General features: G+C 70.7%; 25 protein-coding genes. 17 read left to right on the top strand and 8 right to left on the bottom strand.

Features of this window, described 5'->3' with window-relative positions:
* The first annotated feature begins 88 nt into the window (after nt 1-88).
* Genes ACIRA5_RS16370 through ACIRA5_RS16345 form a run of 6 tightly spaced genes read left to right on the top strand, consistent with a single transcriptional unit; the run spans nt 89 to nt 5,450 of the window.
* Nucleotides 89-844, top strand: coding sequence for an SDR family NAD(P)-dependent oxidoreductase (locus tag ACIRA5_RS16370; protein ID WP_403691253.1), 756 nt, complete (start codon nt 89-91; stop codon nt 842-844).
* A gap of 4 nt (nt 845-848) precedes the next feature.
* Nucleotides 849-1,628 (top strand): enoyl-CoA hydratase/isomerase family protein, encoded by a 780-nt coding sequence (locus tag ACIRA5_RS16365; RefSeq protein WP_403691252.1) that lies wholly within the window; start codon nt 849-851, stop codon nt 1,626-1,628.
* Between the two features lie 30 nt (nt 1,629-1,658).
* Nucleotides 1,659-2,831: a CaiB/BaiF CoA transferase family protein gene (locus tag ACIRA5_RS16360; RefSeq protein WP_403691251.1), complete on the top strand. Its 1,173-nt coding sequence runs from the start codon at nt 1,659-1,661 to the stop codon at nt 2,829-2,831.
* A 10-nt stretch (nt 2,832-2,841) separates the two neighbouring features.
* Nucleotides 2,842-3,753 carry an SDR family NAD(P)-dependent oxidoreductase gene (locus ACIRA5_RS16355; RefSeq protein WP_403691249.1) on the top strand — a complete coding sequence of 304 codons (912 nt, stop codon included), beginning with the start codon at nt 2,842-2,844 and terminating at the stop codon, nt 3,751-3,753.
* Nucleotides 3,750-4,274, top strand: a complete 525-nt coding sequence (locus ACIRA5_RS16350) for a DoxX family protein (RefSeq protein ID WP_403691248.1) — start codon at nt 3,750-3,752, stop codon at nt 4,272-4,274. The genes ACIRA5_RS16355 and ACIRA5_RS16350 overlap by 4 nt, the downstream gene beginning before the upstream one ends.
* Nucleotides 4,275-4,292: 18 nt before the next feature.
* A complete protein-coding gene (locus ACIRA5_RS16345) occupies nt 4,293-5,450 on the top strand; it encodes an acyl-CoA dehydrogenase family protein (protein ID WP_403691246.1) in 1,158 nt (385 codons plus the stop codon).
* 62 nt (nt 5,451-5,512) lie between these two features.
* Here the strand turns inward: ACIRA5_RS16345 and ACIRA5_RS16340 are convergent, their stop codons facing one another.
* Genes ACIRA5_RS16340 through ACIRA5_RS16310 form a run of 7 tightly spaced genes read right to left on the bottom strand, consistent with a single transcriptional unit; the run spans nt 5,513 to nt 12,434 of the window.
* Nucleotides 5,513-6,628: an acyl-CoA dehydrogenase family protein gene (locus ACIRA5_RS16340; RefSeq protein ID WP_403691244.1), complete on the bottom strand. Its 1,116-nt coding sequence runs from the start codon at nt 6,626-6,628 to the stop codon at nt 5,513-5,515.
* The gene (locus ACIRA5_RS16335) at nt 6,625-7,848 is read right to left on the bottom strand and encodes an acyl-CoA dehydrogenase family protein (RefSeq protein WP_403691243.1); all 1,224 of its coding nucleotides are present in this window, start codon (nt 7,846-7,848) and stop codon (nt 6,625-6,627) included. Before ACIRA5_RS16335 ends, ACIRA5_RS16340 begins: the two co-directional genes overlap by 4 nt.
* Nucleotides 7,849-7,864: 16 nt before the next feature.
* The gene (locus ACIRA5_RS16330) at nt 7,865-9,013 is read right to left on the bottom strand and encodes a thiolase family protein (RefSeq protein ID WP_403691242.1); all 1,149 of its coding nucleotides are present in this window, start codon (nt 9,011-9,013) and stop codon (nt 7,865-7,867) included.
* Nucleotides 9,010-9,465: a Zn-ribbon domain-containing OB-fold protein gene (locus tag ACIRA5_RS16325; protein ID WP_403691240.1), complete on the bottom strand. Its 456-nt coding sequence runs from the start codon at nt 9,463-9,465 to the stop codon at nt 9,010-9,012. The genes ACIRA5_RS16330 and ACIRA5_RS16325 overlap by 4 nt, the downstream gene beginning before the upstream one ends.
* A 1-nt stretch (nt 9,466) precedes the next feature.
* The gene (locus ACIRA5_RS16320) at nt 9,467-10,378 is read right to left on the bottom strand and encodes an SDR family oxidoreductase (protein ID WP_403691238.1); all 912 of its coding nucleotides are present in this window, start codon (nt 10,376-10,378) and stop codon (nt 9,467-9,469) included.
* A 2-nt stretch (nt 10,379-10,380) separates the two neighbouring features.
* Nucleotides 10,381-11,112, bottom strand: a complete 732-nt coding sequence (locus tag ACIRA5_RS16315) for a hypothetical protein (protein ID WP_403691237.1) — start codon at nt 11,110-11,112, stop codon at nt 10,381-10,383.
* On the bottom strand, nt 11,112-12,434 hold the full coding sequence (locus ACIRA5_RS16310) for a phenylacetate--CoA ligase family protein (protein ID WP_403691235.1): 1,323 nt from the start codon (nt 12,432-12,434) through the stop codon (nt 11,112-11,114). Before ACIRA5_RS16310 ends, ACIRA5_RS16315 begins: the two co-directional genes overlap by 1 nt.
* A gap of 162 nt (nt 12,435-12,596) precedes the next feature.
* Here ACIRA5_RS16310 and ACIRA5_RS16305 point away from each other — a divergent pair, with 162 nt between their 5' ends.
* The 6 genes from ACIRA5_RS16305 (at nt 12,597) to ACIRA5_RS16280 (ending at nt 19,491) form a co-directional block, all read left to right on the top strand.
* Nucleotides 12,597-13,361, top strand: coding sequence for an electron transfer flavoprotein subunit beta/FixA family protein (locus tag ACIRA5_RS16305; protein ID WP_403691346.1), 765 nt, complete (start codon nt 12,597-12,599; stop codon nt 13,359-13,361).
* A gap of 51 nt (nt 13,362-13,412) precedes the next feature.
* Nucleotides 13,413-14,369: an electron transfer flavoprotein subunit alpha/FixB family protein gene (locus ACIRA5_RS16300; protein ID WP_403691233.1), complete on the top strand. Its 957-nt coding sequence runs from the start codon at nt 13,413-13,415 to the stop codon at nt 14,367-14,369.
* An 86-nt stretch (nt 14,370-14,455) separates the two neighbouring features.
* Nucleotides 14,456-15,538: an amidohydrolase family protein gene (locus ACIRA5_RS16295; protein ID WP_403691232.1), complete on the top strand. Its 1,083-nt coding sequence runs from the start codon at nt 14,456-14,458 to the stop codon at nt 15,536-15,538.
* A gap of 16 nt (nt 15,539-15,554) precedes the next feature.
* On the top strand, nt 15,555-17,963 hold the full coding sequence (locus tag ACIRA5_RS16290) for a GNAT family N-acetyltransferase (protein WP_403691230.1): 2,409 nt from the start codon (nt 15,555-15,557) through the stop codon (nt 17,961-17,963).
* The gene (locus ACIRA5_RS16285) at nt 17,960-18,934 is read left to right on the top strand and encodes an LLM class flavin-dependent oxidoreductase (RefSeq protein WP_403691228.1); all 975 of its coding nucleotides are present in this window, start codon (nt 17,960-17,962) and stop codon (nt 18,932-18,934) included. Before ACIRA5_RS16290 ends, ACIRA5_RS16285 begins: the two co-directional genes overlap by 4 nt.
* A gap of 32 nt (nt 18,935-18,966) precedes the next feature.
* Nucleotides 18,967-19,491, top strand: coding sequence for a PaaI family thioesterase (locus ACIRA5_RS16280; protein ID WP_403691226.1), 525 nt, complete (start codon nt 18,967-18,969; stop codon nt 19,489-19,491).
* On the opposite strand, the gene ACIRA5_RS16275 is transcribed toward ACIRA5_RS16280, so the two are convergent.
* The gene (locus ACIRA5_RS16275; RefSeq protein WP_403691224.1) at nt 19,485-20,636 is read right to left on the bottom strand and encodes an acyl-CoA dehydrogenase family protein; all 1,152 of its coding nucleotides are present in this window, start codon (nt 20,634-20,636) and stop codon (nt 19,485-19,487) included. The genes ACIRA5_RS16280 and ACIRA5_RS16275 overlap by 7 nt on opposite strands.
* A gap of 748 nt (nt 20,637-21,384) precedes the next feature.
* Between ACIRA5_RS16275 and ACIRA5_RS16270 the strand changes: the two genes are divergently transcribed.
* The 5 genes from ACIRA5_RS16270 to ACIRA5_RS16250 all read left to right on the top strand — a co-directional run bounded on the left by ACIRA5_RS16270 (nt 21,385) and on the right by ACIRA5_RS16250 (nt 25,497).
* Nucleotides 21,385-22,449 carry a Rieske 2Fe-2S domain-containing protein gene (locus ACIRA5_RS16270; RefSeq protein ID WP_403691222.1) on the top strand — a complete coding sequence of 355 codons (1,065 nt, stop codon included), beginning with the start codon at nt 21,385-21,387 and terminating at the stop codon, nt 22,447-22,449.
* Nucleotides 22,446-22,637 carry a hypothetical protein gene (locus ACIRA5_RS16265; RefSeq protein WP_075030435.1) on the top strand — a complete coding sequence of 64 codons (192 nt, stop codon included), beginning with the start codon at nt 22,446-22,448 and terminating at the stop codon, nt 22,635-22,637. The genes ACIRA5_RS16270 and ACIRA5_RS16265 overlap by 4 nt, the downstream gene beginning before the upstream one ends.
* The gene (locus ACIRA5_RS16260) at nt 22,634-23,569 is read left to right on the top strand and encodes a PDR/VanB family oxidoreductase (RefSeq protein WP_403691220.1); all 936 of its coding nucleotides are present in this window, start codon (nt 22,634-22,636) and stop codon (nt 23,567-23,569) included. The genes ACIRA5_RS16265 and ACIRA5_RS16260 overlap by 4 nt, the downstream gene beginning before the upstream one ends.
* Before the next feature lie 186 nt (nt 23,570-23,755).
* Nucleotides 23,756-24,727 carry an ABC transporter substrate-binding protein gene (locus tag ACIRA5_RS16255; RefSeq protein WP_403691218.1) on the top strand — a complete coding sequence of 324 codons (972 nt, stop codon included), beginning with the start codon at nt 23,756-23,758 and terminating at the stop codon, nt 24,725-24,727.
* On the top strand, nt 24,724-25,497 hold the full coding sequence (locus tag ACIRA5_RS16250) for an ABC transporter permease (protein WP_403691216.1): 774 nt from the start codon (nt 24,724-24,726) through the stop codon (nt 25,495-25,497). Before ACIRA5_RS16255 ends, ACIRA5_RS16250 begins: the two co-directional genes overlap by 4 nt.
* Nucleotides 25,498-25,502: the final 5 nt, after the last annotated feature.

Genomic DNA, 25,502 nt, shown 5'->3' with positions numbered 1-25,502 from the left:
CCTGCATCTCACGTGCTCTGCATCTCGCTTATTTAGCTGAAGTAGTTATACGATAGCGCTGTTTTTGGATCTGGGCGAGGGAGGACGCGTGAGCGTACGGGACAAGATGGCGCTCGTCACCGGGGCGGGACGGGGCATCGGCGAGGCGATCGCCGACGCGCTGGCCGCCCAGGGGGCCTCGGTCGCGGTCTGTGACGTGGACGCGGAGGCCGCCGGGAAGGTCGCGGCCGGGCTCACCGAGCGGTACGGGGTGCGCGCGGCCTCGGTCGGCGCGGACATCTCCGACAGTGCGGCCGTGCGTGCGGCCGTGGAGCGGGTGAGCGCCGAGCTCGGCCCGGTGGACGTGCTGGTCAACAACGCGGCCGTGGACGTCATCGGCCGGTTCGTCGACAGCGACGAGGAGACCTGGGACCGGATCATCGCCGTCAACCTGCGCGGGACGATCACGATGACGCGGGCGGTGCTCGACCCGATGATCGAGCGCGGCGGCGGCCGGATCGTCCACATCGCCTCCGACGCCGGGCGGGTCGGCTCGTCCGGCGAGGTCGTGTACTCCGCGACGAAGGGTGGTGTCATCGCCTTCGGCAAGGCCCTCGCCCGCGAGGTCGCCCGGTACGGCATCACCGTGAACTGCGTCTGTCCCGGGCCGACCGAGACCGCGCTGCTCGGGCAGGTCGCCGAGTACAGCCAGAAGATGTACGACGCGACGGTGCGGGCGATCCCGCTGCGCCGCGTCGCCCAGCCCGCCGAGATCGCCGGTGTGGTGGCCTTCCTCGCGTCCGACGACGCCGCCTACATGACCGGGCAGACGCTCTCGGTCAGTGGCGGCCTGACGATGGTCTGAGGGGGTGACCATCGTGTTGCGCGTCGAACTCCGCGACCAAATCGCCGTGTTGACGCTCGACCGTCCGGGACAGCTCAACGCCGTCGGCTCCGAGACCGTGAAGCAGCTGACCCAGGCGCTCAACGACGTCCGCGACAACGACGACGTCCGCGCCCTGGTCGTGACCGGCGCGGGCCGGGCCTTCTCGGCCGGCGCCGACATCGGCGAGATCGAGTCGTTCACGGCACCCGGGCAGTTCCGTGCGTTCGTGGGACGTCTGACCGAGGCGTACGCGCTCCTGGAGGACTTCCCCAAGCCCTCGGTCGCGGCCGTCCACGGATTCGCCTTCGGCGGGGGCCTGGAGCTCGCGCTCGCCTGCGACCTGCGCGTGGTGGAGCGGGGTGCGAGGCTCGGCCTGCCCGAGATGAAGCTGGGCGTCCTGCCGGGTGCGGGCGGTACGCAGCGGCTGCCGCGCCTGGTGGCGCCGGCGATCGCCAAGCAGATGATCCTCACCGGCGAACCGATCGACGCGGAGCGCGCCTGGCAGCTCGGACTGGTCAACGAACTGGCCGAACCCGGTGGAGCGTTGGCCGCCGCCGAGAAACTGGCCGGTGCCCTGACGGCCGGGGCGCCGCTCGCACTCGCGGCGGGCAAGCGGCTGATCGACCACGGGCTCGGCATGGGCCTGGAGACCGCGATCGCGTACGAGCGCGAGACCGTCTCGGTGCTGTTCTCCACCGAGGACCGGGAGGAAGGTCTCAAGGCCTTCCGTGAGCGCCGCCCGGGCGAGTTCCGCGGCGTGTAGCAGGCGTCCCGACGTATCTGGAGGTGGGCCGTGCGGCCACTGGAAGGCATTTCTGTCGTCGAGCTGGGCATGTGGGTGGCGGCACCGGCCGCGGCCACCATGCTCGCCGACTGGGGTGCGGACGTGATCAAGGTGGAGGCACCGACCGGGGACCCGAATCGGTACACGCTCCGGCACGTCGGCCAGGATGTCGACAGCGCACCCCCGTTCGAGACCGACAACCGTGGCAAGCGCGGGATCGTGCTCGATCTGCGCTCGCCGGACGGCAAGGACGTTCTGGAACGGCTGCTGGAGCGCGCCGACGTTTTCGTCACCAACCTCCGCCCGGGTGCGCTGGAGCGGCTGGGGCTGGCCCCGGACGAGTTGCGCGCCCGCCATCCCCGCCTGGTCGTCGGCACGTTGACCGGCTACGGCTGGACGGGAGAGGAACGCGACCGGGCCGGGTACGACGTCTCCGCATTCTGGGCCCGGCCCGGCATCGCCGGCATGCTCAACCCGGCCGGTGAGCCACCGCCCGGTATCCGCCCCGGACTTGGCGACCGCACCGCCGCCGCCAACCTGGTGGCGGGCATGCTGGCCGCGCTGCTGCGTCGCGAACGCACCGACGAGGGCGGCGTGGTGGACGTGTCGCTGCTCCGGTCCGGGACATACGCGAACGGCAACGACCTCGCCCTGCAGAACTTCTTCGGCAAGCGCGGCCGTACCCGCCACCGCAGCGAGCACGAGTCCCCGCTCTACAACTGCTACCGGGCCGCCGACGACCGCTGGTTCTGGCTCGTCGGTCTGGAGGGCAACCGGCACTGGCCGGGAGTCGTCAAGGCGCTCGGGCGCCCCGACCTGGAGAGCGACGAGCGGTTCGCGACCGGCAAGGCCCGGCGCGGCCACGTACGTGAGCTGATCGCCATTTTCGACGAGGAGTTCACCAAGCAGCCGCTGGCCCGGTGGGCGGCACGGTTCGACGCCGAGGGCGTGTGGTGGGCGCCCGTGCAGACGCTGGCGGAGGTGTCCGCCGATCCGCAGGCGGAGGCCGTGGGGGCGTTCGTCGAGCAGCCCGGGATGGGCGACGGGCCGCCGCTGCGGACGGTGGCCACTCCGGTGAGCTTCTGGGGCGTGGACGACAAGCCGCGCTCCGGCGCGCCGACGCTCGGCGAGCACACCGACGACGTACTGCGCGAACTCGACCGACCCGACACATCTTCCTAGGAGGTACGGCGTGGGCATCCTCGACGACAAGGTCGCCATCGTCACCGGCGGTGGCCGAGGCCTGGGCCGGGCGCACTGTCTGGCGCTCGCCGAGGCCGGCGCGACCGTGGTCGTGAACGATCCCGGCGCGGGCGTGCACGGCGAGCGGACCGGGGACTCCCCCGCCGACGACGTGGCCGCGGAGATCACCAAGCTCGGCGGCCGGGCGGTCGCCAACCACGCGTCGGTCACCGACTGGGCGGCCACGGAGGCGATGGTGGCGGACACGGTCGCTGAGTTCGGCCGGCTGGACGTCATCGTCAACAACGCGGGCATCGTGCGCGACCGCATGCTGTTCTCGATGACCGAGGCCGAGTTCGACGCCGTGATCGCGGTCCATCTCAAGGGCACCTTCGCGCTCACCCGGCACGCGTGCGCGTACTGGCGCGAGGCGTCGAAGCGGGGGGAGCGCGTCGCCGGCCGCGTCATCAACACGACGTCCGGGACGGGTCTGTTCGGCAACCAGGGCCAGTCCAACTACGGTGCCGCGAAGGCCGGGACGGCCGGGCTCACCGTCCTCACCGCGCTGGAAATGCGCAAGTACGGCGTCACCGCGAACGCCATCTCGCCGATCGCGGCCACCCGGATGACGGACGGGCTGTCCGTCGGCGAGACCCTTCAGGCCACCGACGGCTTCGATCCCCGCGATCCCGCCAACGCCTCCGGTGTCGTCGTCTACCTGGCCTCCGACAGCTCGGCCTGGCTGACCGGCCAGGTCCTGCGCATCGAGGGCAACAGGCTCAACCGCCTCCAGGGCTGGACCGTCGCCGCGGTCCACCCCAGCGAGTCCGGCAAGGCGCTCACCTACGAGGAACTCGTCGACGCCGTACCGCGGTTGTACGGCGTCGCTCCTGCGGGCCGGGCCACGGGAGTGGGCCAGTGAAGGGGCGGGGACACGACGTCGCCGCCCTTGTCCTGCGCGCGACGCTCGGGCCGATGCTCTTCGCCCACGGCTGGAACAAGGTCGCCGGGCCGGGCGGACTCAAGGGCACCACGGGCTGGTTCGAGGCGCTCGGTCTCAAGCCTGCCGAGGTGCACGCCCGTATGGCGGCCGGAACCGAGATGGCGGCGGGCGTCGGCATCGCCCTGGGAGCGGCGGGCCCCCTCCCGGCGGCGGCCGCCGTCGGCCTCATGACCGTGGCTGCCCGGACCGACCACCGGGGCAAGGGCTTCTTCGTCTTCAAGGGCGGCTGGGAGTACGCCGGTGTCGTGGGCGGAGCCGCCGTCGCCCTGGCGGCGCTTGGTAACGGCCGTTACTCGCTCGACGGGTTGCTGCGACGCCAACGTGCGGGCGCGGGGCCCGCGTTGCTGGCCGCGGGAGTCGGCACGGCGACCGCGGCGGCGCTGCTGGCCGTGTGCTACAGGCCCGCGAATCGGCCGGATGAGACAGATACAGATCAGTGAAGGTAAGAGGGAGTCGACATGGACGCGGCTGACTTCAGCGCGGTGCTGTCCGAGGTCCGGCGTTTCGTCCGGGAGCGTGTCGTGCCGCTCGAGGCGGAGATCGACGAGAAGGACGAGATGCCTGCGGACATCCGCGAGGCGGCCAAGAAAATGGGGCTGTTCGGCTTCGCGCTGCCCGAGGAGTACGGCGGGCTGGGTCTGTCGATGTACGAAGAGGCCCAGTTGATGTTCGAGCTCGGGTACACGACCCCGTCTCTGCGCTCCATGTTCGGGACGAACAACGGCATCGCCGGGCACGTCCTGATGGTCGGCGGCACTCAGGAGCAGAAGGCCGAGTGGCTGCCGAGGATCGCCTCGGGTGAAGTCCTGGCGTCGTTCGCGCTCACCGAGCCCGACGCCGGGTCCGATCCCTCGACGCTCACCACGCGCGCCCACCTGGAAGACGACGCGTGGGTGATCAACGGGGCCAAGCGGTACATCACCAACGCGCCGCTCGCCGACGTCTTCATGGTCTTCGCGCGCACCGACCCCGACGCCCCGCGTACCCGCGGCATCTCAACCTTCCTGGTCCCGGCCGGCACCCCGGGCCTGACCGTGGCTCCCCAGGACCACAAGATGGGCCAGTTCGGCGCCTGGACGGCGGACGTGTACTTCGACGACGTACGCGTACCGGCCGGCGCGCTGGTCGGCGGCGAAGCCGGGCTCAACCGGGGCTTCTCCACGGCGATGGGCTGCATCGCGCACGGACGGGTCCATATCTCAGCGCTGATGGTCGGCATGGCCGAGCGCCTCGTCGACGAGTCGGTCGCGTACGCGAGCACCCGCAAGCAGTCCGGAAAGCTGATCGGCTCCTTCCAGCTCGTCCAGGGCCTCATCGCCGACTCGCAGACCGACTACTACGCCGGCCGCGCCACGGTCCTGGAGGCCGCGCGCGCCTTCGACGCCGGTACCGACACCAAGATCGGCCCGTCCTGCACGAAGTACTTCGCCAGCGAGATGGTCTGGCGGGTCGCGGACCGCGCGGTGCAGGTCCACGGCGGGGCGGGCTATATGCGCGGGGTCGCCGTCGAGCGCTTCTACCGTGACGCCCGCCTGTTCCGCATCTACGAGGGCACCAGCCAGATCCAGCAGGTCATCATCGCGAAGGCACTGCTGGGCGAGGTGGCGCGCAGCTGACCGTCACAGACACGGGAGAAGGCCCCGGGGGAGCCGGGGCCTTCTCGTTCGTTTCGCGGCCGTCAGATCCCGAGCCGGTCCAGCAACCGCTCGTGATAGACGGCCGGCCCCCCGAACAGCAGCTGTGAGGACTTGGCCCGCCGGAAGTACAGGTGGGCCGGGTGCTCCCAGGTGAAGCCGATGCCGCCGTGGACCTGGATGTTCTCCATCGCCGCGAACATGTACGCCCGTGAGCAGCACGCGTGGGCCACGGCTGCGGCGACCGGGAAGTCCGCGGCCCCCTCGGCGGCCAGCCGTGCCGCCTCCCGGGCGGACGCCTCCGCCAGCTCCACCTGGACGAGCATGTCGGCGCACTTGTGCTTGACGGCCTGGAAGGAGCCGATCGGCCGGCCGAACTGGTGCCGGGTACGGGCGTACTCCGCGCTCATCTCCAGGCACCTGCGCGCCCCGCCCGCCTGTTCGGCGGCCAGCCCCACCGAGGCCATGTCCAGGACCTTGGCCATGATGCGCCCGCCCGCCCCGTCCGCGCCCACGGGCGTCGCGGGCACTGCGTCGAAGGTCAGCCGGGCCATCGCCCGGGTGGCGTCCAGGGTCTCCATCGCCACGGCCGTCACCCCTCGGGCTGTCCGGTCCACCGCGAAGAACGAGGGACCGGCCACGGTGCGGGCGACGACGAGGATCAGGTCGGCCGTCGTACCGTCGATGACGAAGCACTTGCGGCCGCTCAGCTGCCAGCCTCCGTCCCCGTCCGGCACGGCACGCGCGGAGATCAGGGCGGGGTCCCAGGAGCCGCCTTCCTCGGCGACGGCGAGGGTCGCCGTGGTCCGTCCGGCCGCGATGCCGGGCAGGTGGCGTGCGCAGGCCGCGCCGTCCCCCGAGGCCAGCAGGGCCTGGGCGGCGAGGACGACGGTGGCAAAGAAGGGGGCGCAGAACAGAGCGCGGCCCATCTCCTCCAGTACAACGCCCAGTTCGACAGGTCCGAAGCCGTCCCCGCCGTACTCCTCCGGGATCGCCAGGCCCGGCAGCCTCAGTTGGTCGGCGGCCTGCGCCCACACGTCGAGGTCGAAGCGCGGCTCGCTCTCCATGACCTTGCGTACGGCTTCCTCCGGGGACTTGACCTCCAGGAACTCTCGTACGGATGCCCGGAGTTCCCTCAGCTCGTTCTCGTCGGCGTTCATGCGCGTGCCTCCTTGGGCAGGCCGAGGACGCGTTCCGCGAGGATGTTCTTCATGATCTCCTCGGTGCCGCCGAGGATGCGCAACGCCGGTGTGGCCAGGAGGAGTTCGGACCAGGCGTAGGTGCCCCACTGCCCGGTGTCCGCGATGAGACGCGGGCCGAGACAGTCCGAGACGAAGTGGGCAGCCCTGGTGAGGTTCTGACCGTACATCAGCTTGGCGACGGACCTCTCCGGGCCGGGGGCGATCCCCGCCCGCAGGGTGCGCTGGGCGCGGTCGTTGAGATATCCGGTGGCCATGGCGTCCACCAGGAGTTCGGCGAGGCGTCCGCGCAGGGCTCGGTCGTCCCAGGTCCAGGTGGCGCGCATGAGCGCCGAGAGGTGCTCCGGGGACAGGGCGGCGGCCACCGGGCCGGCGCCCTCGCTGCCGACCGTGTTGCGCTCGTTCATCAGCGTGGTCAGGGCGACCGTCCAGCCGCCGTCGACCTCGCCGAGGCGGTGGTCGTCGGGGATGCGGACGTCGGTGAGGAAGACCTCGTTGAAGTCCACGCCGCCCGTCATCTGCCGCAGCGGCCGGACCTCGACGCCGGGCGCGTCCAGGGGGACCAGGAAGGCGGTGATCCCACGGTGTTTGGGCGCGTCGGGGTCCGTGCGGGTCAGCGCGAGGCCGATCTCGCTGTGCTGGGCGACCGAGGTCCACACCTTCTGCCCGTTGAGCACCCAGTCCTCGCCCTCGCGGACGGCCCGGGTCGCCACGCTCGCCAGGTCGGATCCGGCGCCGGGCTCGCTGAACAGCTGGCAGGCGATGGCGTCCCCGCGGTACATCGCGGGCAACCAGCGTTCCTTGATGTGGGGTTGGGCGTGGGCGAGGATCGACGGTCCGATCATGCCGAGGCCGACGACACCGAGCACGCCGGTGTCGGGGACGGCGTACTCGGACTCGATGGCGTCGTAGAGCAGGTCGTGGACGGGGGTCAGGCCCCGGCCGCCGTACTCGGGCGGGCCGGTGATCCAACCGAAGCCGTTCTCGTGGCGGGTCCGCTGCCACTCGCGTGCCCGTCGCACCTCCTCCGCCTCCTCCTCGGGCGGGAGACTGCTGAAGTACGCCATTGAATCGTCGCCCTCACCCCAGGTGACGGCGGCACGGTCGGGGGCCTTCCTCGCGTGCGCGTCGAGGAAGCGGCGCGCTTCGGCGGCGAAGTCCTGCATGTCGTCGGGTGTCATCGCGTTCGCTCCGCTGTCAGGTGGAGAGGATCGTCACCGCCGACACGCCCGGCGCGCCGTACAGGTGGGTGTAGCCGACACGGGGTGTACCGGGGATCTGCCTGGCCCCGGCCGTCCCGCGCAATTGGAGGACGATCTCGTGGATCTGGCGCAGCCCGGACGCGCCGATCGGCTCCCCGTTTCCGAGCAGTCCGCCGTCGGTGTTGACCGGGAGACGGCCGCCGATCTCGGTGGCGCCCTCGGCGATGAGGCGCTCCTGTTCGCCGTCCTTGCAGAGGCCGTTCTCCGCCATGTGGATCACCTCGGATCCGGCGTCGGTGTCCTGGAGCTGGGCGACGTCGACGTCCTCGGGTCCGATGCCCGCCAGCTCGTACGCGGCCCGGGAGGCGTCCACGGTCGGGCTCTCGACGACCTCGCCGACCGGGAACGACGGGCTCTGCACCTCGAAGGCGCCGAGCCTGCGGCTGCGCAGGGCGGTGGAGCGGACGCGTACGGGCGTCGAGGTGTACTTGTGGGCCTGATCGGCACGGCACAGCACGAGGGCGGCGGCGCCCTCGTCCGGACCGCAGTACATGTACTGCCGCAAGGGGTAGTTGAGGACCGGAGAGGCGAGGATCTCCTCCGGTGTGAGCGGGGTGCGGCGCCAGGCCTTCTCATTCGCGGCCGCGTTGCCGAAGTTCTTCGAGGCCACGCGGGCGAGCGTCTCGTGGGAGATGCCGTGCTCGTGCATATAGCGGTTGATCTTCATGCCGAAGAAGTGGGTGGTGAGGAAGAGCCCGGTCTGCCCGTACCAGGAGGGGATGCCGGCGACGGACGGGTCGGCGGCGAAGGCTCCGCGCGGGTGTTTGTCCAGGCCGATCGCGATGGTGAGGTCGTGCTCGCCGGTCTCGATGGCTCGGGCGGCCAGCGCGATCGCCGTACCGGCTGTGGCGCAGCCGTTGAAGACCCCGCGCAGCGGGACTCCGGTCAGACCGAGCCGGCCCACGATCGCGTCCGGGTTGGCGACCTCATAGCTGCCGATGTAACCGCCTTGGATCTGCGGCCAGTTCACGCCCGCGTCGGTGAGTGCGAGGCGCACCGCGTCCGCGCCCATGTCCAGTGCCGGCTTGCCGGGGAACCGCCCGAAGGGGTGGAGCCCCACGCCGATGATGACGGCCTCGGTCATGCTGTCTCCTCCTCGGCCGGGGTGAACGCGAACGTGAGGACCTCGGTGCCGTCGTCCCGCACGGTGTAGGGCACGAGCGTCAGCCGCATGGGCTGGCCGATGCGCAGTCTGCGCGGGTCCGGTTCGGTGAGGCGGGCCTCGACCAGCAGCTCGCCGGGGAGTTCGATGTACCCGACCGAGTAGGGCTCGAAGTCCTCGGGGCCGTCGTACGGCGGGGACGGCGGGCGGAAGTTCTGGGTCGTGTACGTCCACAGCGTCCCGCGGTCCGCGAGCAGCCGTTGCTTCGACTCCGTGCTCGCACACCTGACGCAGTCCGGGGCGGCCGGGAAACTCACCAGGCCGCAGGCCGTGCACTCGGAGCCGATGAGCCGGGTGGGTGCGGCCGCGGAGGGCGGCCAGGTGAACAGGCCCTCGGCGACGGGCCGCCCGGTGGATGTCACGTCCGTGGTCATCTCACGCCCCGTTCCGGTTGCCGAGAGCGTCCGCGTTCGGCGCCGCCTTGGCCACCAGGTTCGGGACGACGGAGGTCAGCTCCTGAGGCGTCCACCGGGTCTCGGCACTCGCGCCGGGGCCGTTGACCCAGCCTTCCAGGACAGTGATCCGGTTGCCGACGACGCCGAAGACCCGACCGGTGACCTCCCGCGACGCCGCCGAGCCCAGCCACACCACGAGCGGCGAGATGGCCTCCGGGGTGAGGTCCTGGCTCTCCGCGGCCCGCCGCATCATCTCGATGTCCTCGGTGAGCCTGGTGAGCGCGGTGGGCGCGATGGCGTTCACCGTCACGCCGTAGCGGGCGAGTTCGGCCGCCGCGATGACGGTGAGGCTCGCGATTCCGGCCTTGGCGGAGCCGTAGTTGGACTGCCCCGGGTTGCCGAAGATGCCGGACGGCGAGGTCGTGTTGATCACCCGGGCATCGTTGGCGTGACCGGCCTTGGCCCGCTCGCGCCAGTACGCGGCCGCGTGGTGCAGGGTGGCGAAGCTGCCCTTGAGGTGGACGGCGAGCACACTGTCCCAGTCCCGCTCGGTCATCGACACGATCATCCGATCGCGCAGGATGCCGGCGTTGTTGACCAGCACGTCCAGGCCGCCATAGGTGTCCACGGACTGCTTGATGAGACTGCCGGCGCCCTCCCAGGTGGAGATGTCGTCCGTGTTGGCCACGGCCTCGCCTCCGGCCGCGACGATCTCGTCCACCACGGCCTGGGCGGGCCCGGCCGAGCCGCCCCCGCCGTCGCGTGCGCCGCCCAGGTCGTTGACCACGACCTTCGCCCCGTGCGCCGCGAAGGCCAGGGCGTGTGCCCGGCCGATGCCGTTGCCTGCACCGGTGACGACCACGACGCGGCCGTCGACCACTCCTTCGGACATCCTCAACTCCTCGTTGATGAAAGCTGGTCGGCCTCGCCGAACAGGACCCGTGGGTCCTCGCTTCCGCAGGCGCACCGGCCGGTGACGACACGCCCGGCGATGCCGAGCGGTGTCTCGGCGAGCGGCGAGGCGCGCCCCTCCCCCGCAGCGACGGACAGCTCCCCGTCCCGCTCCCCGACCCGCCACTCGACGGCGTTGACGTGCGCGCCGCTCCGCTCGGGACACTCCACGGCGAGCGCCGGTCCGACGGGCGAGAGCACGCAGGCGGGCACGCCCACCGCGCGGAGCATCGGTACGGCGGCGGGCCGGGCCAGGACGACGGACATCGGCCGGAGCATCTCGCCGATGTCGGCGGCTCCGGAGAGTCCTTCCAGGGTCTCGGCGGAGAGGCCGATCACGGCGTGCGGGCGCAGTTCGCGGTGGAAGACCGAGGTACGGCGGTGGTCCCAGCCCATTGCTTCCGCGATGCCGTATGTCACCTTCAGCGCGCGCAGGGCGCCGATCGCCGCGTGTCCCCAGAAGCCCTCGAAGCCGGACATGGTCAGCAGCGCCCGCTGCCCGGCGGTGAGGCCGTGCTCGCGCAGGCGCGCGGTGACCCAGTCGGTGTCTTGGTCGAGTTCGGCCCAGGTCAGTTCGGTCTCCCCCATGCCGTCGGCGGTGGGAAAGCGCACGAGGTAGGCGAGTTCGGGGCGGTCGAGGGTCCTGGCCCTGGCCAGGGTGTCGGCGCGGGCCATCAGCTCTTCACCACCCGGGGGAACTTGGCGACGCTGGTCATGGTCTTCAACAGGTCCTCCTCGGTGCGCAGGTCGAGCACCGGCTGGACTCCGGTCCGTGTCCGCACGGCTTCGCCCAGCCGGCCGGCCAGGGCGTCGACGTCGCCGGTGAGTGCGGGGTCGTAGCCGACGCGCAGCCGCAGTTCGTCGACCTCGCGGCGGTCCCGGACGATCTGGAACACTCCGGCCACCGTCTCCGGCTGGTCCTCCACCGCCTGCCAGATGTCCCGCAGCACCACGGAACGCCCCTGGACCAGCGTCTCGTCGCCGCGTCGTCCGGCCACCCACATCCGGGCGTGGGTACGGCCGCAGCCGCATGTCTCGCCGGACAGGCGGACCAGGTCCTCGCTGCGGTAACGGATCAGCGGTGCGGCCCGGTTGTCCAGGTCGGTGGCGACCAGTTCGCCGAGGTCACCATCGGGGACATCACGCCAGCCGTCCTCGTCGACCTCCACGCACTCCGCGAAGACGGTGTCCTCCCAGAGGTGGAAGCCGTCGTGCTCACTGCACTCCCAGGCGGTGCCGGTGTCGGCGGCGCTGGTGTACTCGTAGACGTCGATGCCCCAGTCGTCACGGATCCGCTCGCGCATCTTCCGGCTGAGGGGCTGCCCGGCGCAGGAGGCACCCTTGAGAGAGGAGAACGCCTCTCTCAGGTCCGTCTTCTCCGCCAGGTGCTCGAGCTCCACCATCTGCGGATACATCATCTGCAGATAGGCCGGCCGGTAGGTGCGCAGCGCCTCGACGACCTCGTGCATCTTCCCCATCCAGGTGTCGACCTCGATCACCACGGCGCCCAGCGCCTGGTATCCGGGGTCCATGAGGTTGCGGAAGGTACCGGGCGGACTCAGCACGCGGTCGCCGGGCCGCAGGCCCAGCTCCCACAGGTCACGCACCTGCGCGGTCACCAGCGGCGGAGCGTCCTGCCAGATCTCGGCGAAGAACTCCGGGTCGCCGGTCGTGCCCGAGCTGGAGGAGACCGAGGTCAGCTCCTCGACCGGGACGCACAGCAGGCCGCCGAAGGGGTCGCCGGTGCGGCTTCGGTGGGCGCGCACCATGTCCTTGGTGATGAACGGCACGCGCGTCCGGAAGTCCTCAAGAGACCGGATGTCGCGCGGATGGACCCCGTGCTCGTCCCAGAGCTCCCGGTAGAAGGCCGAGTTCATGTAGGCGTGCTCGACGAGCTCCAGGACCTGTTTCTCCTGCCCCGCCCGCAGCTGCTCGCGGGGCATGGTCTCCACCTGAGGCTCGAAATACCTGTCAGTGGTGTCCCTGTCAGCGACCATGGCGCCTCCTCGCGGCTCAGTGCCCAGATCTTCCAGCTATCAGCGCAATCAGTCAACCAATTCGACGGATTCAAGGTCAGGCCTCGCGCCGCGCTCGCCGATATAGTTAACTATTATCACTCATTCAACCTACTGGAGGGCGCCGTGAAGATCGTTGTCTGCGTGAAGCACGTGCCCGACGCCGCGGCGGACCGCACCTTCACCGAGGACGGCACCACCGATCGCGCGTCGGTCGACTCGCTCCTGTCCGAACTCGACGAGTACGCGGTCGAGCAGGCCCTGCGGCTCGCCGAGTCGGACGACGTCGACGCCGAGATCAGCTACCTGACGGTCGGTCCCGACGACGCGCGCGACGCGCTGCGCAAGGCGCTGGCCATGGGCGGTGACTCGGCGATCCATGTCAGCGACGACGACATCGAGGGCAGCGACGCGTTCGGTACGTCGCTCGTCCTGGCCAAAGCCATCGAGCGGCACGGCTTCGATCTCGTGCTGTGCGGGATGGCCTCGACGGACGGCACCATGGGCGTCCTACCGGCGCTGCTTGCCGAGCGGCTCGGCGTCCCGGCCGTCACCCACGTCGAGGAGCTGACGGTCGAGGACGGTGCGGTGACCGGTCGCCGCGAGAGCGACGGGGCGACCGTGCGCGTCCGGGGCGCACTGCCGGCCGTGGTGTCGGTGACCGACCGTTCCGGGGACGCCCGCTATCCCTCCTTCAAGGGGATCATGGCCGCGAAGAAGAAGCCGCTGGAGACCCTCGACCTCGCCGACCTCGGGCTGGACGCGGAGCAGGTCGGGCGCGGTGCCGCCCGCTCGGCCGTCGACACCGCGACCAGGCGTCCGCCGCGCACGAAGGGCGAGATCGCCGTCGACGAAGGAACGGGCGGCACCGGACTGGCCGCGTTCCTGACCGCCAAGAAGTTCATCTGACCCACCCCCCTGACTCTTCCCCGACCTCACTTCGGAAAGGAGTGCGGCACCATGGCCGAGATCCTCGTCCTCGTCGACCACAGCGACGGCGCCGTACGCAAGCCGACCCTCGAACTCCTCACGCTGGCCCGCCGGTTGGGCGAACCTTCGGCCGTCTTCCTGGGGGCTGGGGCGGGCACCGCGACCGAGGTGCTCGGCCGGTACGGCGCCCACAAGGTCTACATCGTGGCCGCCCCCGAGGTCGACGAGTACCTCGTCACCCCGGCCGTCGACGCCCTCACCCAGATCGCGGAGCGCACCGGCCCGGCGGCGATCCTGCTGCCGTCCGGCCCGGACGGCAAGGAGACCGCCGCGCGGGTCGCGCTCCGACTCGGCTCCGGGCTCATCACCGACGCCGTCGACGTCAACCCCGGCCCAGACGGCCCGGTCACCGAGCAGTCGGTGTTCGCGGCGACGTACCAGGTCACGGCCCACGTCACTCAAGGCGTCCCGGTCGTCACGGTCAAGCCGAACGCCACCGCCCCAGAGCCCGCCCCCATCACCCCGGTCGTCGAGAAGCAGGACATCACCTTCGGCCCGGCCTCCGCCGCGGTCCAGGTCCTGTCCCGCACACCGCGGGAGCGCGGCGACCGCCCCGAGCTGACCGAGGCCGACATCGTGGTCTCCGGCGGTCGGGGCGTGAACGGCGACTTCGCCGTGATCGAGCGGGTCGCCGACGCCCTGGGCGCGGCCGTCGGGGCGTCCCGGGCCGCCGTGGACGCGGGCTGGTACCCGCACAGCCACCAGGTCGGCCAGACCGGCACCCAGGTCTCCCCGCAGCTCTACCTGGCCGCCGGCATCTCCGGCGCGATCCAGCACCGGGCCGGCATGCAAACGTCCAAGACCATCGTCGTCGTCAACAAGGACGCCGACGCCCCCCTCTTCGAGCTCGCCGATCACGGCGTCGTCGGGGACCTCTTCCAGGTGCTGCCGCAGCTGGTGGAGGAGATCGAGCGGCGCCGCAGCTGATCCGCCGCCCGCACGGCCTTCCCTTTCCACCGTCCATACAACTAAAATCGCTAACTAATTGCATCCATTGACCCCGAAGGAGCGTCATGTCGTCGAAGATCTGGGTCAACTCGGGGGACTCCCATGTGATGGAACCCGCCGACGTGTGGACCGAGAGGCTGCCGGCCCGCCTCGGCGCCCGCGCCCCGCGCAGCGAGCGCGGCGAGAAGTACGAGCTGCTCTACATCGACGGCGAGCGCATCGACCGCCAGCTCGGTGACTTCATGGACGCCATGCGTCCGCCTGGTGCCTGGGATCTGAAGGTCCGCCTCAAGGACCTCGACCAGGAGGGCGTCTGGGGCCAACTGGCCTTCCCCTCCATGGGGTTCTGGCTCGTGTCGATCACCGACCGGGAGCTGGCCCGGGAGACCGTACGGGCGTGGAACGACTGGGCGTACGACGAGATCCTGAGCAGGAACAAGCGCGTCATCACCACCGCATGCGTCTCGACCGCCGACATCGACGACGCGGTGGCCGAGGTCGAGCGGGTCGCGGAGATGGGCTTCCAGGCGATCTTCATGCCGTGTGCGACCCGACCCGGCGAGGAGTACGCGCTCGACCGCTGGGAGCCGCTGTGGACCGCGGTCGAGCGGGCCGGTCTCGTACTCGGCTTCCACATCGGCACAGGCGGCGAGAACGTCGTCTTCCGCGGTCCCGGCGGCGCGGTCGTCAACTACATGGAGACGACCTATCCGGGCATGAGGGTGGTGTCCCACATGGTCGCGGGCGGCGCCCTCGACCGCCACCCGGACCTGAAGATCCTCATCGCGGAGGGCGGCGCGGGCTGGGTGCCGGCCATCGGCGACCGGATGGACGAGGCGTACCGCCAGCACGGCATGTTCGTCCGCCCGAAGCTGAGCCGGCTGCCCAGCGAGATCATCCGGCAGCAGGTGTACGCGTCCTTCCAGCACGACAAGAGCTCGGTGGAGATCGTCGAGTCGACCGGCTACCGCAATGTGATGTGGGGCGACGACTACCCCCACCTGGAAGGCACTTACGGCCACACCCAGTCCACGCTGCACGACCTGTTCGACAGCGTGCCGGACGACATCCGCGAGCGCGTCACACGCGGCACCTTCAACGAGTTGTTCAAGCTGCCCGAGCAGACTCCCCAGGAGGCGGCCGTCTGAACGGCGGCGGAACACCGTGACCACTCCTCCCTACCCCGAGGACCTGGAGCGGCCCGGGCTCGTCAGGAGCGGGCGGTCGACCTTCCTCAGGCCCATCCGGCCGGAGGACGCCGACCGCCTGGTCGACTTCGTCGGCAGCCTGTCACGAGCCACCCTGGCCTACCGCTCCCTCGGACCGGTGACCCGGCTGCGTGACGACGTCATCCGACGCGGCGCGCACGTGGACTACCTCAATGAGCTGGCACTCGTCGCTCTGGCTGGCGAGGAGATCGCGGGCGTGGTCCGCTATGTCCGTGACCCGGCCGAACCGGAGCACGCCGAGGTCACCTTCACCATCCGGGACGACCACCAGAGCGAGGGCTTCGGCCGACTGCTCCTGGAGCACATCGCCGCCGCCGCCCGCGCGCGGGGCATCCGGGTGCTGGAGGCCGATGTCCTCGCCGACAACACCCGGATGATCAGCGTGTTCCTCGGCTCCGGCTTCCGGATCGAGACCGGCCCGCCGGGCCAGATCATCCGCTTCGAGATCGCCATCGACCCACAGGCCCTGGCCGTCGCCCGGGCCGAGCGCCGCGAGCACACAGCCGTACGGCGCTCCCTGAGACCCCTGCTCGAACCGCGGTCGGTCGCCGTGATCGGCGCCAACCGCAGCCCCCTCACGATCGGACACGAGATCGTGGCCAACCTGCTGCGGGGCGGCTTCGGCGGCAGCGTGTTCCCGGTCAACCCGCAGGCCGAGCAGATCGCCGGGGTTCGCGCGTACGCCGACGTCCGAGAGCTTCCCGAGCCGCCGGATCTGGCGCTCGTGGCCGTGCACGCCGACGCCGTACCCGATGCCGTACGCGAGTGCGCCGAGGCCGGTGTCAAGGCGGTGGTCGTCGTCTCCACGGGCTTCGGGGAAACCGGAGTCGAGGGCCGGGCGTCCGAGCTGGAGCTGGCCCGTTTCGCCCGTGCCTCCGGCATGCGGCTGGTGGGCCCGAACTGCATGGGCGTCGTCAACACGACTCCCGAGGCGCGGCTGGCCGCGACCTTCTCGCCCGCCCTGCCGACGCCCGGCCGGGTCGCGATGTCCAGTCAGTCGGGGCCGCTCGGGCTCGCCGTGCTCGACTACGCCCGGCGCCTACGGCTCGGCTTCTCCGGCTTCGTGTCCGTGGGGCACGCCGTGGACGTGTCCACCAACGACCTGCTGCAGTGGTGGGAGGAGGATCCGGGGACCTCGTTGATCCTGCTGCACGTCGAGACCTTCGGCAATCCGCGCCGGTTCGCCCGCGTCGCCCGCCGGATCGCGCCGCGCAAGCCGATCGTCGCGGTCCACCCGGGCCATGCCGACTCGGCGGTGAGTTCGCTGTTCGCCCAGTCCGGCGTGATCCGCACCCGCAGCCTGCAGGAACTGTTCGACGTGGCCCTGCTGCTCGCCCACCAGCCTCCCCCACCCGGCAACCGGGTCGCCGTGATCACCAACGCGGGCGGGCCCGCGGCACTGACGGTCGGGGCCTGCGCGGCGAGCGGTCTGCGCGTACCCGCACTCGGCGAGCACACCCGCCAGGCACTCCGCTCGGCCCTCGCGCCGCGGGCTGAGGTCTCCAACCCGATCGACCTGACCCCCACGGCCACCGCCGCCCACTACCGGCAGGCACTGGACACGGCCCTGGCAGACGACGGCATCGACACGGTCATCGTCCTGTTCATGCCGCCGCTGGCGGACAAGGCCGACGAGGTGGCGTCGGCGATCCTCGACGCGGCCGCGGCCCGGCCCGAGAAACCGGTGGTGGCCAGCTTCCTGGGCGGCGCGGGCGTCGCCGACCTCCTGCACCGGGGCGACCTGGTCGTGCCGACGTACACGTTCCCGGAGGCGGCGGCCGGCTCGCTCGGACACGCGGCTGCCTACCAAACCTGGCGCAGCACCCCGGCGGGTGTCGTGCCCGATCTCCCAGGAGTCGACGTCGAGCGCGCCCGCTCGCTGCTGGCCGGATGCCCTCCCGGCCCGGTCTCCACACGGATCGCCGCCGAGTTGCTCGCCTCGTACGGAATCGCCGTACGGGACACGGAACACGGTCCCGGCCCGGACGCGTTCCTCTCCGTCAGCGCCGACCCGGTCTTCGGGCCGGTGGTCGCCTTCGGTCTGACCGGGGACTACGCCGATCTCATGGCGGACATCGCGTACCGGGTCACCCCGCTCACCGACCGCGACGCCCGGGAGATGGTCCGCTCGCTGCGGGCGACTCCCCTGCTGGAGAGCCGGGGTGTGGAGTTCGCGGCTCTCGAGGAGACCGTCGTGCGGATCTCGGCGATGGTGGAGGACCTCCCCGAGATCGAGGCACTGGAACTGCGGCCGGTACGGCTGCTGCCGCCCGGGAAGGGGGTGGCCATCGCGCACGCGACGATCCGGCTCACGGCCGACGAAACAGGAGGAGGCCTCTCATGAAGGTGGGCATCTACTTCGACATGCGCAACCCGCCGCCGTGGCGGCAGCGTTGGTCGCGGGTGTACGGCTTCGCCCTGGAGATGTGCGAGGAGGCGGACCGGCTGGGCCTCGACTCGGTCTGGTTCTCCGAACACCACGGCTTCGAGGACGGGTACCTCCCCCAGCCGCTCACCATGGCGGCCGCGGCGGCGGCCCGCACCCGCCGGGTGCGCCTGGGCACGGCGGTCATCCCGGCCCCGCTGCACGCGGCCCCCGAACTCGCCGAACAGGCCGCGCTCGTGGACATCATCAGCGACGGCCGCCTCGACCTCGGGCTGGGCACCGGCTATCGCGTGCCCGAGTACCGGCTCTTCGGAGCCGACCTCGCCAAGCGCTACACCACGACCGATCAGCGCGTACGGGAGATCCGCGGGCTGTGGGCCGAGTCCCTGGTCACCCCCGGTCCGCTCCAGGATCCCCTGCCGATCTGGCTCGGCTACCAGGGCCCGCAGGGCGCCCGGCGGGCCGGCCGGCTCGGCACCGGGCTGCTGTCGCTCAACCCGGCACTGCTGACGCCGTACCGGGACGGGCTCGTCGAAGGCGGGTACGACGTGTCGGCGGCCCGCATGCAGGGCTCGTTCACGACGTTCGTCACCGAGGACCCCGAGGGCGACTGGCCGGTCGTGCGCAAGCATCTGCGGTACCAGTGGGACAGCTACCGCCGCTACATGGTCGAGGGCACCGACCAGCCACTCCCCCGCCCCATCGACCCCGAGAAGTGGCGGGAGACGGGGCTCAACGCGACCGGCGTCGGTCAGTTCCTGTACGGCACACCACAGGAGACGGCCGAGGCCGTCAAGGCGTACGTGGCAGGGTTGCCGGTGGAAGGTGTGTTCCTGTGGGCCTCGCTGGCCGGGATGCCCGAGGAAATGGTCGCCCGCCAGGTCCAGCTCATCGCCGGGAAGCTGCGCCCGTTGCTTGCCGATGTCTGAGTTTGCAGATGTCTGACACGAGGAGTTCCAGCATGTCGAGGACGACGCACGGGACCAAACAATGGACCGGGGCGAACTTCCAAGAGCCGCCCCGCACTCCCGGCGGGGTGGCTCTGTGCGGCGCGTGCCGCGCCGCCGGTTCCTGCCGGCTCGGTGTGGAACGCGAGCGGCTCGACGAGGACGGTGTGGCACGGTTCGAGCTCGCCTGCCCGCGGGACCAGGAGGGCGGGCCCGACGTGGCGCACGGCGGCTGGACGGCGGCCGTCCTGGACGACTGCCTCGGGCATCTCCCGCTGCTGCACAGGGTGTTGAGCGTGACGGCGGAACTGAGCGTGAGCTTCGTCAAGCCGGTGCCGGTGGAGCGCCCGCTGGAGGTCCGGGCCTGGGTCGAACGACGCGAGGGCTCCCGCTGGTACATCGCGGGCGAGATGGTGCTGCTGCCGACGCGCGCCGTGCTGGCCCGGGCCTCCGGGATCTGGGTGACCCGTGACCCGGGCCATTTCGCCCGGCACGAGGAGTGGCTCGCCGGTCAACGCGCCGACGCCGAGGGTCAGTAGGAGCGCAGCCCCATGCTGCGGGCGATGCCGTTGCGCTGGATCTGACTCGTGCCCCCGGAGATGGTGGCCACGATCGACTCCCGGTACCGGAAGCTCATCACGCTCTCCGTCGAGAAGCCGTGCCCCGCGAGGACCTGCATCCCGAGCCGGGCGGCCGCCACATAGGTCTCCGACCCCTTCAGCTTCGCCATCGATCCTTCCCGCGTGCACGGCTTGCCCTGTGCGAGCAGCCAGGCGGCGCGGTGGGCGAGCAGCCGGGCGCAGTCGATCTCGGTCTGCAGGTCGGCCATGGCGTGGGCGAGCGACTGGAAGTTGCCGATCGGGCGGCCGAAGGCGTGCCGGGTGCGGGCGTACTCCAGCATCTCGTCCAGGGTGGACTGGGCGGCCCCCAGGTAGCCGCCGCTGATGACCACCTTCTCCAGCTCGATGTTGGAGAGCATGACCTTCCAGCCTTCGTCGCGCGGGCCGACGAGGTTCTCCTTGGGGACCAAGGCGTCGTTGAAGAAGACCTCGTTGGTGCCCAGGATGTGCCGGGCCAGCGTCGGCGTCCGGCGCACCTCGACACCCTGCGTCGAGGGGTCGACGAGCAGGAGGCTGATGCCTGCGTGCTTGGGCTCGCGGGGCCCGGTGCGCACGTAAGTGGCGATGGTGGTGTCGGGCAGGCCGCCGCCCGTGCACCACGCCTTCTGACCTCGCACGAGGAAGTGGTCCCCGTGGTCCTCGGCGGTGGTGCGCAGTGCGGCGGCGTCGGACCCGCTGTCCGGCTCGCTGAGGCCGACGGCGAGCCGGTGGCGCCCCGTCATCACCTGCTCGCGGATGAAGTCGCGCTGCGCTTCGCTGCCCCACCGGAACACCGTGATCCCGGGGATGAGCACCCCGATGTAGCACATGGCGACGTCGAAACTGGCCCGGCCCAGTTCCTCGGCGATCAGGATGAGTTCGAGTGGTCCGCCGCCATCGCCGCCCTCCTCCTCGCCGAACGGGAGGGCGAACCAGCCCAGCTCGGCCATACCGCTGAACAGTTCGGGCGGTACGACGCCGTCCTCGTCCCACTGCTTGGCCTTCTCGGCCGGACACACGTCGGCGACGAACTGCCGTGCCGTCGCGCGCAACAGGTCCTGCTCGTCGGTCAGCCCGAAATCCACGGCCACTCCTCACCACACCACTGGGCCATTCATCTACCTAATTATTCTATGTTAGCGGATGCCCCTCCGTGAGTCGTGTCCATGACCGTAGCAATCGGCACCCCGCCCCCAGCGCTGCCACCCGAACACCCGGGCAGGATCCGGACCAGCCACGGGCCATGGCGCCGCGGTACACCCGTCACGTGCACCTCCGGCGCAGGTCAGAGATGGGCGAGGACGTGTACCACAAGCAGACGAAGAACCTGCTGGGCCTGCGCCCGCAGCGGCATCCCTGGCAACCATCTCGCTACCGCATCACCTTGCGGCAACCACCCGAGCGGCGCCTCATTGCATCCGCCGCCAGCCCCCGGGACCCGAAGTTGCCGTAACCACCGCGCCCAGCGATCTGAACGCGTCCAATCCACGAACACCACCCGAAGATCCGGGCCGAGTCCGGAACGTGTGGAGCGACAAGCAGCGTCTGAAAACGGTCAGTGGGTCTTCGGCCAACGCCATCAAGCCATTGGGGGCGGCTGCGGGCAAGTCTCACCACCGCGCTCATCTGCAACAACACTCCATCGGGGCGAAAACCGGGCCCATTCGACCCGGATTCGACCCGAGGCTCATATTTCCCCGGACCGAACGCAGCAAGTAGCCCTTCTGAGCAGGCAACTTCGAAGTGCGCTTCCGTGAGGCGGAAGCGGTATTGCGGCCTTGCGAAGCCCTTGCAGACGATGACGCCACGCCACAGAGACGGGAGCCAGACGCCATGCCGCACATGACCGCCTTCGCCAGGAACCAGTGGTACGTCGCCGCCTACACGCACGAGGTCGGGCGGGAGCTGCTCGGGCGGACGATCCTCGGTGAACCGCTCGTCTTCTACCGGACGGAGGACGAGGGGACGGCCGTCGCGCTGGCGGACCGGTGTGTGCACCGCCGCTTCCCGCTCTCGGAGAGCCGGCTCGACGGCGACAGGATCGTGTGCGGCTACCACGGCTTCACGTACGACACGACCGGCAGCTGTGTGTACGTGCCGGGGCAAAAACGCATACCGCGCACGGCCCGGGTCGCCTCGTACCCCGTCGTCGAGCAGGACTCGTTCGTCTGGGTCTGGATCGGCGACCCGGCGCTCGCCGACCCGGACGGCATCCCCCGCGCCCGGCACATGGACTCGCCGGACTGGACCACCGTCTGCGGCATGGAGCCCATCGACGCCGACTACGGGCTGCTGGTCGACAATCTGCTCGACCTCTCGCACGAGACGTATCTGCACGGCGGTTACATCGGCACCCCCGAGGTCGCCGAGACGCCGATCACCACCGAGGTCGACGAGGGCGCGGGCATCGTGCGGGTCAGCCGGCACATGGACGACGCCGAGTGTCCCCCGTTCTACGCCCGCTCGACCGGAATCGAGGGCCGGATCACCCGCTGGCAGGACATCGAGTACCACGCGCCGTGCCTGTATCTGCTGCACAGCCGGATCGCCCCGGTCGGGGTGCTGCCGGAGACGAACGGCGGCGACCCGAACGGCTTCCACACCGAGATCACCTACGCGATCACTCCGTCGAGCGACGGCCATGTCTACGACTTCTGGGCGGTCTCCCGGGACTTCGCCAGGGACGACGAGGAAGTCACCACGTTCCTGCGGGACTTCAACCACACCGTGGTGATGCAGGACGTCGACGCGCTCAACCTGCTGCAGAAGACCCTCGGCACCGAGCGGAGGGGCTACCAGGAGCTGAGCATCAACATCGACACCGGCGGTCTCGCGGCCCGCCGCATCCTCGCCCGCCTGGTCGAGGAGGGCGACAAGCCGATGGAGACGGTGCTGTGACCACGCCTCCCCGCTTCGCGACCCGCGAGATCTACCGCATCGACTGGATCCCGGGCACCGATGTGCTGCACGGGACCTGTCACTGCGGTGCCGAGCACAGCGCCCAGGACCCGATCGAGATGTGGGAGTGGATGCTCGGCCACCCCGAAGGACATCGGCCACAGGAGTCACGGGGGCTTGGATCATGAACTCCTACGAAGTCGAACTCGTCGTGCGGGAGAGGGAGTTCGTCGCCGATGGCGTGCTCTCCCTCACTCTGCGCCACCCGCTCGGCGAGGAACTCCCCGCCTGGGAGCCCGGCGCCCACGTCGACGTGGTGCTCGGGGCCGGCCTCGAGCGGCAGTACTCACTGTGCGGGGATCCCGCGGACCGTCGGGCGTGGCGGATCGCGGTGCTGCGGGAACCGGACGGACGCGGCGGATCCTCGTATGTGCACGAGCAGTTGGGCCCGGGCGACAAGGTCCGGGTCCGCGGCCCCCGCAACCACTTCGCGCTCGCGCCCGCCGCCCGCTACCGCTTCGTCGCGGGCGGCATCGGCATCACCCCGATCCTGCCGATGCTCGCCGCGGCGCAGGCGGCGGGCGCCGAGTGGACGCTGCTGTACGGCGGGCGGACACGCGACTCCATGGCGTTCACCGGGGAGCTGGAGCGGTACGGAGACCGGGTGACCGTCGCTCCGCAGGACGAGTGCGGACTGCTGGACCTCGACTCCGTCCTGACCGGGGTCCCCGAGGGCACGCTCGTCTACTGCTGCGGTCCCGGCCCCCTGCTGGACGCGGTGGAGGCGCGCTGTCCCGCCGGGCTGCTGCGCGTCGAGCGTTTCCGGCCGAAGGTTCAAGAGACGGGCGGGGGCGGCGAGTTCGAGGTGGAGCTCGCGCGCAGCGGTCGTACGCTGACCGTCCCCGCGCATGTCTCCGTGCTCGACACCGTGCGCGGCGCGGGCGTCGAGGTGCTCTTCTCCTGCACCGAGGGCACCTGCGGGACCTGCGAGACGGATGTCCTCGAAGGGGCCCCGGACCACCGGGACTCGGTGCTCACGGACGACGAGCGGGAGGCGGGCGAGACCATGCTGATCTGCGTCTCCCGGTGCCTCGGGAAGCGGCTCGTGCTGGACTTGTGAGCCGCGGGGCCCTGGAGGCCCGCCTCGGCGCAGACCCGTCTCGGCCGGGCCCGACCCACCAACTGTCAACAATATTGTTGGCCAAGGCCATTGACCCCGCCGTACGAGGGCTCTACCTTCCCGCTGAGCACCCCTTGCGGTGCGCGCACAGCCTGTCGGAACCATGTCGTCTGCACAGGAGGAGCCATGCGTCGTCTGCTCGCCGGTCTCGCGGTCGGATCCTTTCTGGTCGCCGCGTCGGCCTGCGGTTCGTCCGGCGGCGGTGGCGCCTCGGACAAGAACGCGTCGTCCGGCGGTACCACCACGGTCAAGGTCGGGGTCATCCCCATCGTCGATGTCGCGCCGCTCTACCTGGGCCAGCAGAAGGGCTTCTACAGCGAACGCGGTCTGAAGCTGTCCATGACGACCGCGCAGGGCGGCGCGGCGATCGTGCCGGGAGTGGTCAGCGGCCAGTTCCAGTTCGGGTTCAGCAACATGACCTCGCTGATGATCGCCCAGAGCCAGAACGTGCCCGTGAAGGCCGTCGTCAACGGGGTCGCCTCGACGGGCGTGGCGGGCAAGGACTTCGGCGCCATCACCGTGAAGAAGGGCAGCCCGATCACGTCCGCGAAGGAACTGGAGGGGAAGAAGGTCGCGGTCAACACGCTGAAGAACATCAACGAGACGGCGGTGCGCGAGTCGGTGCGCAAGGCGGGCGGTGACCCGTCCAAGGTGAACTTCGTCGAGCTGGCCTTCGACCAGATGCCCGCCGCCCTCGACAGCGGTCGGATCGACGCCGCGATGGTGGTCGAGCCCGCTCTCGCCACCGTCAAGAGCCAGGGCGCCACGGAGATCGCCTCGTCCCTCGTCGACGTCGCCAAGGACCTCACCGTGGCGATGTACTTCACCTCGACGCAGTACGAGCAGAAGAACCCCGACGTGGTGAAGAAGTTCCAGGAGGCGACCGCGGAGTCCCTCGCCTACGCCGATGCCCACCCGGACGAGGTCCGCCAGGCCGTCACCACGTACACGAAGATCCCGGCGGCGACACTGGCCCAGGTCACCCTTCCGAAGTGGCCGGCCGAGCCGAACCGTGCGTCGATCGAGGCGCTGGAGAAACTGGGCGAGCAGGACGGGCTGTTCAAGTCGACGCCCGACCTCGACAAGCTGCTGCCGTGAGGGGTGCGAACGCCGCGCTGGGCGCTGCCGGGCTCGCGGCCTTCCTCGCGCTGGGCGAGGCGGTGCCGCGGCTCGGTCTCGTCGAGGAGGCGTACTTCCCGCCGACCAGCCGCATCGCCGACGCGCTCGGCCAGGAGGTCACCGACCACGCCTTCTGGACGGCGCTCGGCGACACCCTGACCGGCTGGGCGCTGGGCCTGGCGATCGCGATCGGCGCGGGTGTCGTCGTGGGGCTGCTCGTGTCGGTCGTGCCGTATCTGCGCGAGGCCACCGCCTCGACGATCGAGTTCCTGCGCCCGATCCCCTCCGTCGCCCTGATCCCCCTCGCCGTCCTGCTCTACGGCACCGAGCTGCGCTCCGTCCTCCTCCTCGTCGTGTACGCCTCGTTCTGGCAGGTCCTCGTCCAGGTCCTGTACGGCGTCCAGGACGTCGACCCGGTAGCCGAGGAGACGGCCCGCTCGTACGGCCTCGGCCCGTGGGCACGGGTCCGGCACGTCCTGTGGCCCACGGCCCTCCCGTACGTCATGACGGGCGTCCGGCTCGCCGCCGCGGTGGCCCTCATCCTCGCCGTGACCGCCGAACTCGTCATCGGAGCACCGGGGCTGGGCGCGCGCATCGCGGTCGCCCAGTCCTCGCAGGCGGTCCCCGACATGTACGCGCTGGTGGTGGTCACGGGTCTGCTCGGGCTGCTCATCAACGTGGGCGCCCGTACGGTGGAGCGCCGGGCGCTGGCCTGGCACCAGTCGGTGCGCGGGGAGGTGGCGGTGTGAGGCAC

It is taken from the genome of Streptomyces sp. NPDC096311 (genome assembly GCF_044763085.1).
In the GTDB taxonomy this organism is placed as follows: Bacteria; Actinomycetota; Actinomycetes; order Streptomycetales; family Streptomycetaceae; genus Streptomyces.
This window is presented reverse-complemented; position numbering and strand designations above follow the sequence as displayed.